This is a genomic window from Microlunatus antarcticus, from assembly GCF_014193425.1.
Classification (GTDB): domain Bacteria; phylum Actinomycetota; class Actinomycetes; order Propionibacteriales; family Propionibacteriaceae; genus Microlunatus; species Microlunatus antarcticus.
On the sequence record NZ_JACHZG010000003.1, the window covers coordinates 24705 to 38872 of the forward strand.

A 14168-nucleotide genomic window follows, 5' to 3' on the forward strand; every position below is an offset into this window, starting at 1 on the left:
TTCGACAGCGAAGGATCGCTCGATCCTGGATGCACCGGGACGCTGAATGTCCTCTGCGTCCTATTGCTCACGAGGAACCCTGAGTCGGACCGTTATGGTGAAACTGAACTTGCGCATCACCTGCGTCGCCAGTCGACGAGCGTCATTAGCGAGACCTTTACTCGTCGTTCATCGGCCAAGGTAGAAGTGCACCGCTTCGAGGACCGCCGCCAGTCCTTTCAACGTCACGGTCCCACCTCTCGAATCGTAGTCGGGAAGCCAAACATCACCGGCTGATTCGACGATTGCCCGCGCGAGCTCGGGCTTGGTTAGATGCAGCGGAAGCCCCAGTCCCAGTTCTCTATTCACGAGATCAAAAATTTCTCTGGGCTCCGTGGACCCAGTAGACATCTTCGGAGCCTCGAGTCCGAAGACGCTGGCGATTTCTTCAACGATGTCCTGCTTGCGACCGCTCACAGCTCCTCTACTTCACCAAGGTGCTCGTGCAACTCGTCTACAGTTTGCCGAACCCAACCAAGGGCTACTTCGTCCGTCGTCTGTTCAACGGCGAGGCCCACGAGTCGGAGCCTGTCCAGCACCATGTACTTCAACGCGAGCTCGTCCCACACGGGGCCAACGGTAAGCGCCGCGGGTGTTGCAAGAGCTGTCTCGGGGTCCACGTCCATCGCTAACCAGGAGCTCCATAAGCGCCGGTCGATGTCTAGCCCTTTTGCTACCAGATTTTCCTGCAGGGTGCATTGAACCAGAAGCACCGGAAACCCTGATCGACGGTCGGGAAATGGACGCCAGCCAACGACGTCAACGCCTCCGTCCTTTCGGCGAGGTTGCCGGTAGCCGAGACCCACGGGAACCCCAATCTGTTGGGCTAGCCATTGAATCGCGAGGTCGAACTCAGGGGGTCGCCCGACGTCGGAAGGCCACCCGAAGCGAAGTGCTCTCCCGTTAACTCCCCATATGCTTTTTACCGCGTCGACAACAACAGACTCGAAGTGGACAGCCGATCCGTCGTCGGGGACGGCGCCTAGGTACTCGCGAACTGGGTTTCCAGGCGACAGCAGGGTCAGCAAAGCGTAGGTCGAACCGGTAGCGTGGTTCTCAGACCGCACGGCGTATTCACCGTGGATCTTGAAGGGATAACGAGAGCCCAGCAGGCTCGCTCTACGGCTCATCTCCCGAAGGCCGGCAGTCAGACGCTGGGGCTCTAGTCCTTGGCTCTTCTGGAAAAAGCCCAATAAGGCGTCAAGTCCGATGGGCCGCGGCCCTCTTACGAGTAGTGACACCTCGATCCAATCGGCGATGTGCTCGCGACCTCTGATGGTCACGTCGCAACGCGATCGGGGTCCTGGTCTACGACATTCCGCATAGACTCAAGAAGCGCTTCGAGGTCGGCGAGAAGCCCCACTACTTGAACATCTCCTGCATACTCAGCTAGATCGTCACCCGCTGCACCAAGGGCGTTCGTTGCGGCCGTCAAACGCTTGACAAGGCGTTCTCTGGGGTTCATGCCTGCGTTCTGGACCTGTTGCTTAGCCTCTTCGAGACTCTTCCCGGCCCGTAGCGACCCCAGACCGACCTCGCTGGCGACCACATTGCCGAGCGCGCTCATTTGTCGGGAATCGCTGATCACTGGCTCCGAGTCCTCATCTCCGAAGACCCACGAGATCAGCTCCCTGAGCTCACCGAGCTTGCCAGGGGGAACCGGCTTCGCGCCAGCAGACAGCCGAGAGCCCAGCGGCGCACCGATATGGTCACGAAGTTTCGTATTACTCATGGCGACAGTGAGTACAGAGAAAGCCTTCTCTACTTCACCGGTGCTGAGGCCCGCGTCCTCGGCTTGAGAAACTATAGCCTGATCACGGTAAAGGTCGGCGGCCTTGCTTTTCGTTATCCCGATTAGCTCGGCTACCTCGGATATCGATCTGCCCTCCGAAACACGACTTGCGATGAACCGAGCCTGCATGTAGGGCCGCCATGCCAACTTGCCGACGACGTGGGCTCGAGAGACCTCGACGTGCGTAGCCTCGCGATTCTCGTGGACCACAATTGGGACTTCCGTGGCAGGACTGACACCAGCCCTGTCTGCAACCTCGCTCCACCTACCGGGATCCGCGAATTCCGCTCGAATCTCGGGGTGGCTGAGGCCAAGTAGCGCCGTTAGTCTTCGATTGCCCTCGACGATGGTGAATCGGCCATGACCGGAGCGGATGGCGATGAGCGGCTCTGCTGCAAAGTAGCCATTGTCAGCTATTGATTGTGCGACCGCAAAGGCGTCAAACCCCATTTCGAGCACAACGGCGAGATCCGCCTGCTCGCCTCCCCGAAGTGATTCTGGCAGGCGGGGGTTGTACGGGTCTAATAGAAGGGTCGAGATGGGGGTGTGAAGGGCAACGCCCGAGCGCACCCCAGAGTTGGTTCCCATGCGAGTGTCCTCTGTCATCTGAGTTCAGCCTTTCGAACGACCTGTAGGTCACCGAGGTGGATGGCAAGCGTAAGAATTTCTGTCGTCGGGTCCGCGCGGCGCGCGACCCGATGCACCTGCACTACAAGTGAGGACGGATCGTCGGCGACGCCCCCAATAGCTCGATCGCCTGGATAGGCCGGTGCGGTGTCGTTTCGAGCTAGGTCTCGGCCTTGGAAGAGGTTCACGAAACCCGTTTCGACGTCCCACTTCCGTAGGCGCAGGTCGCCGTCGTCCTCCATGAGAATGACGGGAACTTCTCGATGCGGGTCCGGATGACGTTCGAGCGCTTCAACCACATCGCCGTATCGCCACGAAGGACCGTATTTGTCGGCACTCCAATTGGCCAGCAGCGACTGTCGAACCTGGTCAAGCGAGCACCGAAGCGTTCGAAAACTGAGGCGTCCATAATTCACATAAGGAGCGTTATATAGTCCTAGAGACTCGACCAGAGTTCGGTTCGTCTGTAGCGAAGTTGGATCTAGGCGTGGGAGCCGGATTGACGCCCACCCTTGACCTGCGTAAGACAACTGGCTGACGACGGAAGCACGAGTGGGTTTCATGCCCTCGGGAAGAAGAAGTCCAACTTCTCGTGCCCAGGTGTGCACGCTCCCACCGTTGTCTACGTGATCTTGAAGTTGAGCTCTGAGGTCGTACTCCGTAAACACGATCTCCCTGAGAGCTTTGATCGTGCGTTTGGTGGCGAAGAATTGGCAGTAGGGCAGTTGGTCGCGGCGGTAGCCGAAGGCTCGAGCCCGCTGCTCCAAGGTGTCCACTTGAGTGCTTGGAGGTCGATTCATGTAGGTCACTGTCAGCCCCTCGACGGTGAACCCCCTGTCGAGCTTGTTACCGCCGACCAATATATGAATGGGAGTAACGTTCCACTCGACCTTGTTGAGTGCGCTCGTGGAGTTGACGAGCCAGAGCGAAGTTTCACGGAGCACCCATCGAACGCGGTCCAAGAAAGGGCCGTCCGAGATGGTAGGTGCACCTCGTTCGGCTAGGATTTGACGCTCGCTCAGAAGGGCGCCAGGGAGGTCGTCCGCTGAGGTTGCGGCTGCCGCGGCGGCCCTCCACTTCTTGAGCTCCCTTTCCATGAGAAATCGGTAACGCTCCTGAACGTCATTGCGCTGGGTCGAATGAACTAACATGCTTATAGGGGCGGCGTCCGGCTGCAGCTCCGAGAGCGTTGCTGCTCCGGCGACGAATGACCCCAGGGCGGCCAATAGACTTTGGGGAAGTTGGAGCGGCAGGGTCTTCGCAGCTTGTTCATCCAGTAAGGGCACGTCGCGAATCACCTGGTCGGCGAATTCTACGAAGAACTCGCGGCCTCCGGTGTAACCGGTACCCGGTTCGAGGAACTCAACGAAGTCCGGACTGAGGAGGTCGTCGGCGTCTAGAAGAAGCGGAGCATAAGGAGTGGCCGTGTATTGCACGTAAAGATGCCGAGGGACTGTCCGACGCAGCACGCTTATGGCTTCGTAGGTGCGACTCTCGGCTGAACTGCTCGTGTTAAGCGACGCCTGATCTGCCTCGTCGTCAACAATGAGAACTGGGACGTCTGCTATGTCGGAAACTCCTTCTAGTGCCTCGGCAAGAGCGCGTATCCGACCAGCATGCTTCAGGACCGGTATGAGGATCGTCCTGCCGCCCGCGATCCTGTCACTCATCCGCCTCGAGGTTGTGCGGCCAGAAGGGTTGACCTCGACGATCCAGCGGTAATCTTGACGGCTATGAATCTCAAGAGCTAGCTCGAGGCGGGACCGATTCTGCTCAAGCAGTAGATTCGTACCACCAAGCAAAGCAATAACTATTTGATAGCCTTGGTCTGCGGCTGCAGCGATCAGTGCAGTGATTGAGGTTGTCTTGCCAGATTGGACGTACCCGAGAGCTAAGCCCGTTGAGCCGTGAACGCCGCTTCGCTGAGGGCCTTTGTCGAGGATTGCCAGTGCGGACTTCCATAGGCTCAGTCGGCTGTCCCGGTCGACGCGATCGCTGAGCCGCTGGTCTAGCCTCTGGGACTCGTTGCTGCTGGTTACCGCATGGGTCGTCATCGATTCTCCTGTTATCAGCGCTGTGCGACGTACTTTGTGCCAGTTTCCCAAACGTGCTCGGACTAACACGGCTGAAGGGGAATCGGGTGCGTTCGCCTTCCTCCAATAGTCGTAGCCGTGAAAGCTTGCAGTAGGGCCAGCATCCGTTACATAGCGTCGGACGAAATCCCATATATCGTCGTCGGTCCAATGCGATTGGTAGTTTCGCCCAACACGTTGCGAAGCCTCGACGTCAGCCATTCGGCAGGCCTGGGCCCATCCGTAGACCTGGTCAATGCGGGCTGCGCTCGGACCAACCACCTCGCCCTCGTTTAGAAGATTTTGGTACGCGGTGCGAGACAGGGGCCACTCGAAGGTTGCGGCAAGCCTAAGGGCCTCAAGTGTTTCGGCCGGAGACCAGCGGCTCGCACTTGCTCGGGCTAGGCCAAGGTAGGAGGTCAGGCTTCGGCCACCGATTCGACGAGCGGTTTGCTCGTCCGTTGCGGTCAGGGTAGCGACGTCGTAAAGCGACTCGGCCAGCCCAGTCCTCGCGGCATAGAAGAGGCGCTCTCGCAAGCCCTCCTCGGCTTCTTCGCGCTGGCTGAAGCGGGCTCCTCGGACATCGCTCTGCGAAACGCCACCTTGCCTGGAGACGATCTGACGTACGCGCTCAGCTGAGATTGAGAACCTGCTCGCGATCGTCTTGAGGGGCTCTCCGGATCGGCGCAGCTCAAGTATGGCGCGGTCGCGTTGAAGGTTCACCTGACGTCCTGCGGCGCCCCGTCTGGTCGCGGCCGGAGCCGAGACCTGTCGAAGACAAGGCAATGGGGTCCAGACCTGAACCCTAAGCGATCTGCGGACGCAGCAGCTTGTGCCGGAAGCCGTGCCGGGACGTCCTCATCCACGTTGTCGCTCCTCAGATCGTCCTAATAATGACGCAACACACACAATGAGCAGCCTCAGTATGTACGCATGGGGGCTGTCAACAGCCGGAGATCGCGAAACTGAGGCCATCTGGAGTCAGACTAAGAGTTTGGGGTCGCCAGCCGGAGAGCATGGGCAACGTACGCCTAGTGCCTCAGGCCGAGCCGAGTAGGAGCAGCAGCGACGGCCGTGCGCGTTTTCGTGGTGGAGCCAAGGGGACTCGAACCCCTAACCCCCTGCTTGCAAAGCAGGTGCGCTACCAATTGCGCCATGGCCCCGGACCGGCTCGGCCGGACGCTAGATCCTACGTCGGGAAGGTCCTCGGCTGCGAGCCCGAACAAGCAGACCTAGCCTCCTCAGGAGCCGACTTCGCGCCGCTTCTCCTCGGCGCCGGGGCTTGAATCGCCCACCTGAAGGTCTGAACAAGGACGCGGCACAGAGGGCGCACAGAGTCGAAACCGTCAGTGCGACGACCTACCATCGAGCCCATGTGGTCGCAGCGCGAGGTGATCGACTACGCCTTGCAGCGGCGTCGGACGCTGGAGGGGCTCAAGAGGCCCGGCAAGCGGCTGGCGAAGCTCGACGCGTGCGACGCGGACCCCATGCTCCTCCGGGCGGCGAAGTACCACGGTGAGCAGGCCAAGGTGCCGTGCCCGGTGTGCGAGTCGACCGAGATGTACAACCTCAGCTACACGTTCGGCGATCAGCTCGGTCAGTTCTCGGGGCGCATCAAGCCGCCAGCGGAGCTGGAGGAGATGGCGCACTCCTACGGCGAGTTCAAGGTCGTCGTGGTCGAGGTCTGCCTCCGCTGTAGCTGGAACCACATGATCGTCTCCTACCTCCTGGGCGACGGGGTGAAGCGCAAGCCGCCTCGCCGCCAGCAGACCGTCGAGGACATCTATGGCTGACTCGTCCTGGGGACCGGTGGCCAAGCACCCGGTCGGCGCGCCCAAGCGGGGCAGCGTCCGCTGGTTCCGCCGCGTGATGGGTGCGATCGCGATCCTTGTCGCGCTCTGCGTTGTCGCGGGAGCCGGGGCGGTCGCGTACGGCTACACCACGACGCAGCTGCCCAACCCCAACAAGGACTTCGAGACGGCGACGACGTTCGTCTACTGGGGCGACGGCAAGAGCGAGCTGGGCGACTTCGCCATCCAGAACCGGCAGCCGCTCGACTTCGACGAGATGCCGGAGACGATCAAGCAGGCCGTCGTCGCCGCGGAGAACCGCACCTTCTGGACCGACAAGGGCGTCTCGCTGCGCGGCATGGCGCGGTCGGCGTACGTCATCGCCAAGGGCGGGAGCCTGCAGGGCGGCTCAACGATCACCCAGCAGTACATCAAGATCCTCTACCTCAACAGCGAGCAGACGGTCAGCCGCAAGTACCGCGAGCTGTTCCTCGCCTACAAGCTCAGCCAGCAGAAGAGCAAGCAGGAGATCCTGCAGGGCTACCTCAACACCATCTACTTCGGGCACGGCGCGTACGGGATTCAGGCCGCGAGCCAGGCGTACTTCAAGGTCGACGCCAAGAAGCTGACCGTCCCGCAGGCGGCGGTGCTGGCCAGCGTCATCAACAACCCGACGGCCTTCGACCCGGACGAGAAGGCCAACCGCACGCGGCTGCTCGACCGCTACCGCTACGTCATCGGTTCTATGGCCGAGACCGGCGACATCACGGCGGAGCAGGCGGCCAAGTACGCCAAGGGCCTGCCCAAGTTCCCGAAGGTGTCGGTGAACGAGCGGTACGGCGGCCCGAACGGCTTCCTGCTCAAGATGGTCGAGCAGGAGCTGACAACGGCCGGCTTCTCGTCCTCGGACATCCAGGGCGGCGGCCTGAGGGTCACCACGACCTTCCACGAGGACGACCAGAAGGCCGCGATCAAAGCGGCCGAGGACACCACGGAGCAGGCCGCGAAGGCGTCGGGCGAGAAGGAGTCCGGGCTGCACGCGGCGGTCGCGTCGGTCGACGTGAGCTCCGGTGACGTGCTCGCGCTCTACGGCGGCCCCGACTACGTCGAGAACTCGCGGAATTGGGCCACCACGGCGCGGCCGACCGCGTCGACGTTCAAGACGTTCACCCTGGCCGCCGGCCTCGAGAACGGCTTCAGCCTGCGCTCCGGGTTCCAGGGCAACACCTGGCAGATCCCGGGCGACCCGATCCCGGTCCGCAACGAGTACAGCCAGAACTACGGCTACAGCGTGAACCTGATCAAGGCCATGGCCGACTCGATCAACACCGCCTTCGTCGACCTCATCCGGCAGCTGCCGGACGGCAAGGAGAAGACGCTCGCGATCGCCGAGAAGGCCGGCGCGCCCAAGACGCGCGGCTGGGACGCCGCCGAGCGGAACATCCCGATCGGTACGCCCGAGGTGAGCCCGCTCAACCAGGCGAGCGCGTACGCGACCTTCGCGAACGGTGGCGTGCACGTCGCGCCTCACGTGGTCAAGGAGGTCAAGGACGCCGACGGGAACGTCCTCTACAAGGCCGCCCCGCAGGAGGACCGCGCCGTCAGCGGGGACGTGGCCGACGACGTCACCTACGCGCTGTCGAACGTGGTCAAGGACGGCACGGCCCGGGCGGCGTCGAGCCTGGGGCGCCCGGTCGCGGGCAAGACCGGCACCAACGGGGTCGAGGACGGCAGCGGCGACAACATCGTCAACTCGTCGTGGTTCGTCGGCTACACCCACCAGATCTCGACGGCCGTCATGTACGTCGCGGGCAAGAGCGGCAGCGCCAGCCTGGACCCCTACCGCCGACCGGGTGACAGCACGTTCTTCGGGGCGACGTACCCGCTGCAGACGTGGGTGAGCTACATGCAGACGGCCACGGACGGGCAGGACGTCGAGAAGTTCGACGACCCGGCGTACGTGAACTCCTACCAGGAGCCGACCTACACCCCGCCGGCCCCGCCGCAACCGGGCCAGCCGCCGACGCCGATCCAGCCGCCCAACCCGCCCGAGCCGCCGAGCGTTCCGGCGCAGCCGAGCGTCACACCCTCGAACCGGCCGACGCCGGGTGGGACGGTCACGCCGCGTCGCTGAGGCTCGCCAGCAGGTCGGCGGCGGGGGCGAAGAAGAGGGTGCCCGTCGTCGCGGTCGAGACGTCGAGGATGCGGTCGTACATCCCGAGCGGGTCGCCCAGGAACATCCGCCGCAGCATCGTGAGGGTGACCGAGACCGAGCCGGCGTAGCCGATGAAGTAGGTGCCGAACTCGCCCGAGCCGGCGCGGCCGAAGGGCATGTTGTCGCGCAGGATCGCCCGCTCGACGCCGCCGACCTCGAGCGTGGCGAGGGTCTTGTGGGCCTTCTGCCCGGTCTCCGCGTCGGGGCGCTCGACGTTGTCGGCCTTGTCCCGGCCGACGATCTCGGACTGGAGGTCGGCGCCGTACGAGGCCCAGGTCGCGAGGTCGTGCAGGTACTTCTGCACGACGACGTAGCTGCCGCCGGCGAAGTCCGGGTCCTCGTCGCCGATCAGCGCGGCCTCGGTGGCCTCGGCGCCGACCGGGTTGGCCGTGCCGTCGACGAAGCCGAGCAGGTCGCGCGCGTCGAAGTAGCGGAACGCGCTCGTCTCGTCGACCACCGTGACGCTGTCGCCGAAGGCGGCCATGACGATGCGGACGAACTCGAAGCAGAGGTCGGAACGCTCGGCCCGGACGTGGAGGAGCAGGTCGCCGGGCGTGGAGGGAGCGACGTTCTTGACGGCGTCGATGCGCGGGAACCGCCGCAGCTGCTGGGGCCGGTGACCGGGGGAGAGCCGGTCCAGGCGTCGCTGCCGATGCCGACCACGCAGGAGAGCCGGGCGGACAGGTCGCGGAACCCGACGGTCTTGAGCAGGTCGTCGATCCCGGAGATCGTGTCGCGCGCAGTGGCGAGGTCGTCGTCGCCGGGCCCGATCTCGAGCACGAGGAACGTGGCGGACTGGCTGAGCGTCGCCTCGATCGTCTGGGCGGCGATCGGGACCCGGTCCCAGGAGGCGGCTGGCATGGTCGGAAGTCAACCACCGCGACAGGCTCCGCTGGTAGGTTCTCGCGGTGCCCAGGGTCTCCGCGAAGCCGGACCCGGCGAACGTTCAACCCGCGCGGACGGACGGCTTCGTCGCCGCGATGAGCGAGCGGCTCGGCGGCCCGCTCGGGCGCTACGCGGAGCTGGTGCGGACGTGGTGGAGCCCGGCCCGGGTGATCCTCGCGGTGGCGACGCTGACGTACGTGGTCGGGATGGTCTTCCGGATCCCGTGCCGGATCACCGTGGCGGGGCAGGTGCCCGACGCGTTCCGGCGGCTCTGCTACTCCGACATCGGCCTGCTCTACGCCGACCGCGGGCTCCTGCAGGGCAACACCCCGTACCTCGACTCCGGCAGCTATCAGGTCCTGGAGTACCCGGTGCTGACCGGGTGGTTCCTCGAGCTGGAGCGGCGCATCACCGGCTGGCTCGGCGCGCCGTCGGGCACCGACCTGACCGCGCAGCAGGCCGTCGACGCGACGCTCACCTTCGTCGACGTCAACCAGGTGCTGCTCGGGGCGCTGTTCCTCGTCGCGGTGTGGGCGCAGGTCCACACCCAGATCGGCCGGCCGTGGGACGCGATGATGCTGGCCGCCGCGCCGACCGTCGCCGCCGCGTCGCTGGTCAACTGGGACCTGCTGCCCGTCGCCCTCACCGCGGCGGGCGTGCTGGCCTGGAGCCGTCGCCGCCCGGGCCTCGCCGGGGTCCTGCTCGGGCTCGGCATGGCGGCGAAGCTCTATCCGGTCTTCCTCCTCGGCCCGCTGCTCGTGCTGTGCCTGCGCTCGGGGCGGATGCGGGCGTACGGCGTCCTGCTCGTCGGCTTCGTCGTGAGCTGGCTCGTGGTGAACCTGCCCGTCCTGGTCCTCGCACCGGACGCGTGGCTGAGCTTCTGGACGTTCAACGCCGACCGGACGGGTGACTTCGGCTCGATCTGGTACGTCTTCTCGCTCGCCGGGCACCCCGTCCCGCACCTGAACGAGGTAAGTGGCGGTCTGTTCGCGCTCGGCTGCCTGCTCGTCGCTGCCCTCGCGCTGCTGGCGCCGAGGAGGCCCCGCTTCGGGGCGCTCGCGTTCCTCGTGGTGGCCGCGTTCCTGATGACGAACAAGGTCTACTCCCCGCAGTACGTGCTGTGGCTGCTGCCGTTCGTCGTCCTGGCCCGGCCCCGCTGGCGCGACTGGTGGGTCTTCACCTTCGGCGAGCTGTTCTACTTCGTGGCCATCTGGTGGCACCTCGGCGGCGAGCTCGGGCCGGGCGACGGCGGTGCGGACCGCGTCTACTGGCTCGCCGTCGTGCTGCGCCTGGCGACCGAGGCCTGGATCGTGATCATGGTCGTCCGCGACGTGCTGCGCCCGGAGCGGGACCCCGTCCGCAGCCCTTCGACAGGCTCAGGGAACGTCGACGACCCGACCGGCGGGGTCCTCGACGGGGCGCCGGACGCGCCGTGGCGTACGCGGCTCTTCGCCCGGACGAGGCTGTCGGCGTGACCGCGACCACCGCAGCGCCGACGACGGTCGAGCCGACGCGCGACGGCACGCGCCTGGTCGTCCAGGCCTGGCTGGCCAGCCGCGGGCTCATCGCGCTCGTCGGGCTCGTGCTGGCGGTCAGCACCGGCCGCAGCGTCACCGAAATGGTCAGCAACTGGGACGTGCAGCACTTCAGTCGGCTCGCGGCGGGCGGCTACTGGGCCGACGCGGACGGGACGCTGATGGCGTTCTTCCCCGGCTTCCCGGGGCTGCTCGCCCTCGGGTTGGGCGTCGGCGTCCCGGTCGCGGTCACCGGGGTCGTCGTGTCGCTCGCCTGCTCGGCGGTCGCGGCCGGTGCGCTGGCCCGGCTGGGCGGACCGGCGGCCGCGGTGGCGTGGCTGTTCGCCCCGACCGCCGTGTTCACGGTCGTGCCCTACACCGAGTCGCTGTTCTGCGCCGCGGCCTTCTGGGCCTGGGAACGCGCCCGGTCCGACCGCTGGGTCGCCGCCGTGCTGCTGGCGGCCGTCGCCTGCTCGGTCCGGGTCTCGGGGCTGTTCCTCATCGGCGCGCTGGCGGTCATGATCATCACCACGCCGAGGGTCGCCGCCGTCGTACGCGCACGTCGCCTCGCGCTGCTGCTCGTGCCGGCCGCCGTGATCGGGGTCTTCGCCACCTACCTGCACGCGCTCACCGGCAGCTGGACCGCCTGGTACCACGCGCAGTCCACGGGCTGGGTCCGCGAGCTGACGTGGCCGTGGCAGTCGTTCCTCAACACGATCCCCGCGGTCGTGCCCGGCGCCTACGCCGACCACCCCTGGTGGGCGGCCGTGTTCCGCGGCGAGATGGTGTCGATGGCCGTCGGCCTGCTCGTCGTCATCTGGGCCCTGGTCCGCAGCGTCAAGCTGCTGCGCGCGGGCAAGCGTCCGCTGTGGGGCGAGGCGGCGTGGGTCGGGGTGCAGGTGCTGGCGTTCTCGCTCTCGTACTGGTTCTTCTCCGTCAACCGCGCCACGCTGCTCTGGTTCCCGCTGTGGATCATGCTCGCCGAGTGGACCCGGCGCCGACCAAGGACAGCCGCCGCCGGCGTACGGCACCGCAGCCTCGTGGGCGTCGCCTTCGCGCTCGAGGTCGTGCTGATGCTCTGGTGGAGCTGGCTCTTCTTCACCGGCCACTGGGCCAGCTGAGCCTTCACCCCTGGGGGTGGTCCAGCCCGTACGATCCGAGCGTGTCCTCGCGTGTCCTGGTCCTGAGTGCGAGCGTCGGCGCCGGCCACACGATGGCCGCCGACGCCGTGGCCGCTGCGTTCCGGACGCACCCGGACGTCGAGGAGGTCATGCAGCTCGACGTCCTGCGCACGACGAACGAGGTCTACCGCCTGCTGTACGACGACGGCTACTTCGCGCTCGTGAAGACCGTGCCCTGGCTCGTCGGCTGGGGGTACGACAAGAGCGACCAGCCGTTCAACATGGCCCGTGCGCTGAAGGCGTGGGACCGCATCAACAACCTCGACACCGTCCGGGTGATCAAGGAGTTCCGCCCGACGACGGTCGTCTGCACGCACTTCCTGCCGCTGCGGATCATGTCGCTGCTCGTCTCGCAGGGTGCGCTCGACTGCTCGGTCAGCGCGGTGACGACCGACTACGACTTCCAGGGCCTGTGGCTGGCGGGCGCCTTCACGCGGATGTTCGTCGCGCGCGAGGAGACCCGCGACCACCTCGTCGCCATCGGGGTGCCCGAGCGCCGCCTCACGGTGTCCGGCATCCCGGTCCGGGCCGGGCTCGACGCGCCGGCCGACCGTACGGCCCTGCTGCGCAAGCACCGCCTGCGGGACGACCGGCCGACCGTCCTGATCTCCGCCGGCGCGGCGGGCGGCGACTACGTCCAGGCGATCGTGGCGCAGGTCCGGCGCATCGCGACGCCCCACCAGCTGGTGGTGGTCTGCGGCCGGAACGCCGCGCTCAAGGCCTCGATCGACGCCCAGACCTTCGGCGACGAGTCGGTCCGCGTCATCGGCTACACGACGGAGATGCCCGAGCTGCTGGCCGTGGCGGACCTGTTCGTGGGCAAGCCCGGTGGGCTTTCGTCCTCGGAGTGCATGGCCGTCGGCCTGCCGATGGCGCTGGTCAACCCGATCCCGGGCCAGGAGGTGCGCAACAGCGACTTCCTCACCGAGGAGGGCGCGGCCGTCCGCTGCAACTACGAGACGACGGTCGGGACCAAGATCGAACGGATTCTTGCCAACCCTGCCCGGCTGGCGGCCATGTCCTCGGCTGCAAGGCGGATCGGGTTCCCGTCCGCGGCGCAGACGATCGCGGACCAGGTCCTCGACGACGTCGACTCCTCGCTCTGGATCACCCGCTCGGCGCAGAAGGCGATGCTGCGGGTGGCGGAGGCCGGGCACCCGCTCGAGGACGCCCGCCCGGCGCGGACCCTCGCGATCCTGGCCGACGCCAAGACGGGCATGCCGGTGGCCGTCGTCACCGACGACGAGGTGAGCCGGGTCGACGACTACTTCGACGGGCGGCTCCGTTACGGCGAGGAGGTTCTCGTCTCCCTCGACCAGCTGTCCCGGCGCAACCGGCTCGCGCTGCGCGTACGGCCCAAGACCGACCCGCACCTGCTGCTGGTGCTGCGCCGCCTGATCGGCGACCGTTCCGGGGTGGCGCTCCGCGTCGAGCGGACCGCCGGCGTCTGACCGCCTCGGTCCTAGCCGCCCGGACTGAACCGCCCGGGACCAGAGGAGCGGAGCCGTCTAGTTTGAGCGGATGGACTACCGCCAGCTGGGAGCCTCCGGGCTCCGCGTCTCGACCATCACCCTGGGCACCATGGGCTTCGCCGGAACCGGCTGGGCCCAGCCCGTCGGCAACCTCGACGTCGACGGTGCCCGCCGTCAGATCTCCCTGGCCCGTGACGCCGGGGTCAACCTCTTCGACACCGCCGATGTCTACTCGGCCGGCCAGTCCGAGGAGATCCTCGGCGCCGCGCTCGGCTCGGACCGCGACGACGTGCTCGTCGCGACGAAGGTCCGCATGCAGATCGGGGACCTCGACGGCCCCAACGACCTCGGGCTCTCCCGCTACCACATCGTCCGGGCGGTCGAGGGCAGCCTCAAGCGCCTCGGCACCGACCACATCGACCTTTACCAGGTGCACGAGTGGGACGGCCAGACCCCGCTGGAAGAGACCATGGCGGCGCTCGACACCCTCGTGAAGTCGGGCAAGGTCCGCTACATCGGCGCCTCCAACTACACCGGTTGGCAGCTGATGAAGGCGATGTGGACGGCCGACAAGGCGGCGA

11 protein-coding genes, 1 tRNA gene and 1 pseudogene are annotated in these 14168 nt (G+C 66.1%); 6 read left to right on the top strand and 7 right to left on the bottom strand.

Annotated features, from left to right (window positions below; genetic code table 11):
• Positions 1-168: 168 nt before the first annotated feature.
• The 6 genes and pseudogenes from FHX39_RS18730 to FHX39_RS18750 all read right to left on the bottom strand — a co-directional run bounded on the left by FHX39_RS18730 (position 169) and on the right by FHX39_RS18750 (position 5693).
• Positions 169-456, bottom strand: a complete 288-nt coding sequence (locus FHX39_RS18730) for a hypothetical protein (protein WP_183342069.1) — start codon at positions 454-456, stop codon at positions 169-171.
• Entirely contained in the window at positions 453-1322 is an 870-nt protein-coding gene (locus FHX39_RS18735; RefSeq protein WP_183342071.1) for a hypothetical protein, read from the bottom strand. Before FHX39_RS18735 ends, FHX39_RS18730 begins: the two co-directional genes overlap by 4 nt.
• The gene (locus FHX39_RS18740; RefSeq protein ID WP_183342073.1) at positions 1319-2419 is read right to left on the bottom strand and encodes a ParB/Srx family N-terminal domain-containing protein; all 1101 of its coding nucleotides are present in this window, start codon (positions 2417-2419) and stop codon (positions 1319-1321) included. Before FHX39_RS18740 ends, FHX39_RS18735 begins: the two co-directional genes overlap by 4 nt.
• Positions 2420-2433: 14 nt before the next feature.
• Positions 2434-4512, bottom strand: coding sequence for a Z1 domain-containing protein (locus FHX39_RS18745; protein ID WP_232531513.1), 2079 nt, complete (start codon positions 4510-4512; stop codon positions 2434-2436).
• Between the two features lie 636 nt (positions 4513-5148).
• A pseudogene (locus tag FHX39_RS22455) lies at positions 5149-5253 on the bottom strand (sigma factor-like helix-turn-helix DNA-binding protein); the annotation flags it as partial.
• 364 nt (positions 5254-5617) lie between these two features.
• Positions 5618-5693: transfer RNA gene (locus FHX39_RS18750), tRNA-Ala, on the bottom strand.
• A 210-nt stretch (positions 5694-5903) separates the two neighbouring features.
• On the opposite strand from FHX39_RS18750, the gene FHX39_RS18755 reads away from it, so the two are divergent.
• Together FHX39_RS18755 and FHX39_RS18760 are read left to right on the top strand one after the other, a co-directional pair.
• Positions 5904-6323 carry a DUF5318 family protein gene (locus FHX39_RS18755; RefSeq protein ID WP_183342077.1) on the top strand — a complete coding sequence of 140 codons (420 nt, stop codon included), beginning with the start codon at positions 5904-5906 and terminating at the stop codon, positions 6321-6323.
• A complete protein-coding gene (locus FHX39_RS18760) occupies positions 6316-8454 on the top strand; it encodes a transglycosylase domain-containing protein (RefSeq protein WP_183342079.1) in 2139 nt (712 codons plus the stop codon). The genes FHX39_RS18755 and FHX39_RS18760 overlap by 8 nt, the downstream gene beginning before the upstream one ends.
• Here FHX39_RS18760 and FHX39_RS18765 read toward each other — a convergent pair.
• Positions 8438-9409, bottom strand: a complete 972-nt coding sequence (locus FHX39_RS18765) for a Dyp-type peroxidase (protein ID WP_232531514.1) — start codon at positions 9407-9409, stop codon at positions 8438-8440. The two genes, FHX39_RS18760 and FHX39_RS18765, sit on opposite strands and share 17 nt — an antisense overlap.
• Before the next feature lie 34 nt (positions 9410-9443).
• On the opposite strand from FHX39_RS18765, the gene FHX39_RS18770 reads away from it, so the two are divergent.
• The 4 genes from FHX39_RS18770 to FHX39_RS18785 form a co-directional block, all read left to right on the top strand.
• Positions 9444-10895, top strand: a complete 1452-nt coding sequence (locus FHX39_RS18770) for a glycosyltransferase family 87 protein (protein ID WP_332836977.1) — start codon at positions 9444-9446, stop codon at positions 10893-10895.
• The gene (locus FHX39_RS18775) at positions 10892-12055 is read left to right on the top strand and encodes a hypothetical protein (protein WP_183342081.1); all 1164 of its coding nucleotides are present in this window, start codon (positions 10892-10894) and stop codon (positions 12053-12055) included. Before FHX39_RS18770 ends, FHX39_RS18775 begins: the two co-directional genes overlap by 4 nt.
• A gap of 41 nt (positions 12056-12096) precedes the next feature.
• Positions 12097-13566, top strand: a complete 1470-nt coding sequence (locus tag FHX39_RS18780) for an MGDG synthase family glycosyltransferase (protein ID WP_183342083.1) — start codon at positions 12097-12099, stop codon at positions 13564-13566.
• A 70-nt stretch (positions 13567-13636) separates the two neighbouring features.
• Positions 13637-14168: aldo/keto reductase (locus FHX39_RS18785; RefSeq protein WP_183342085.1), on the top strand; the 532-nt coding region annotated here is incomplete at its 3' end.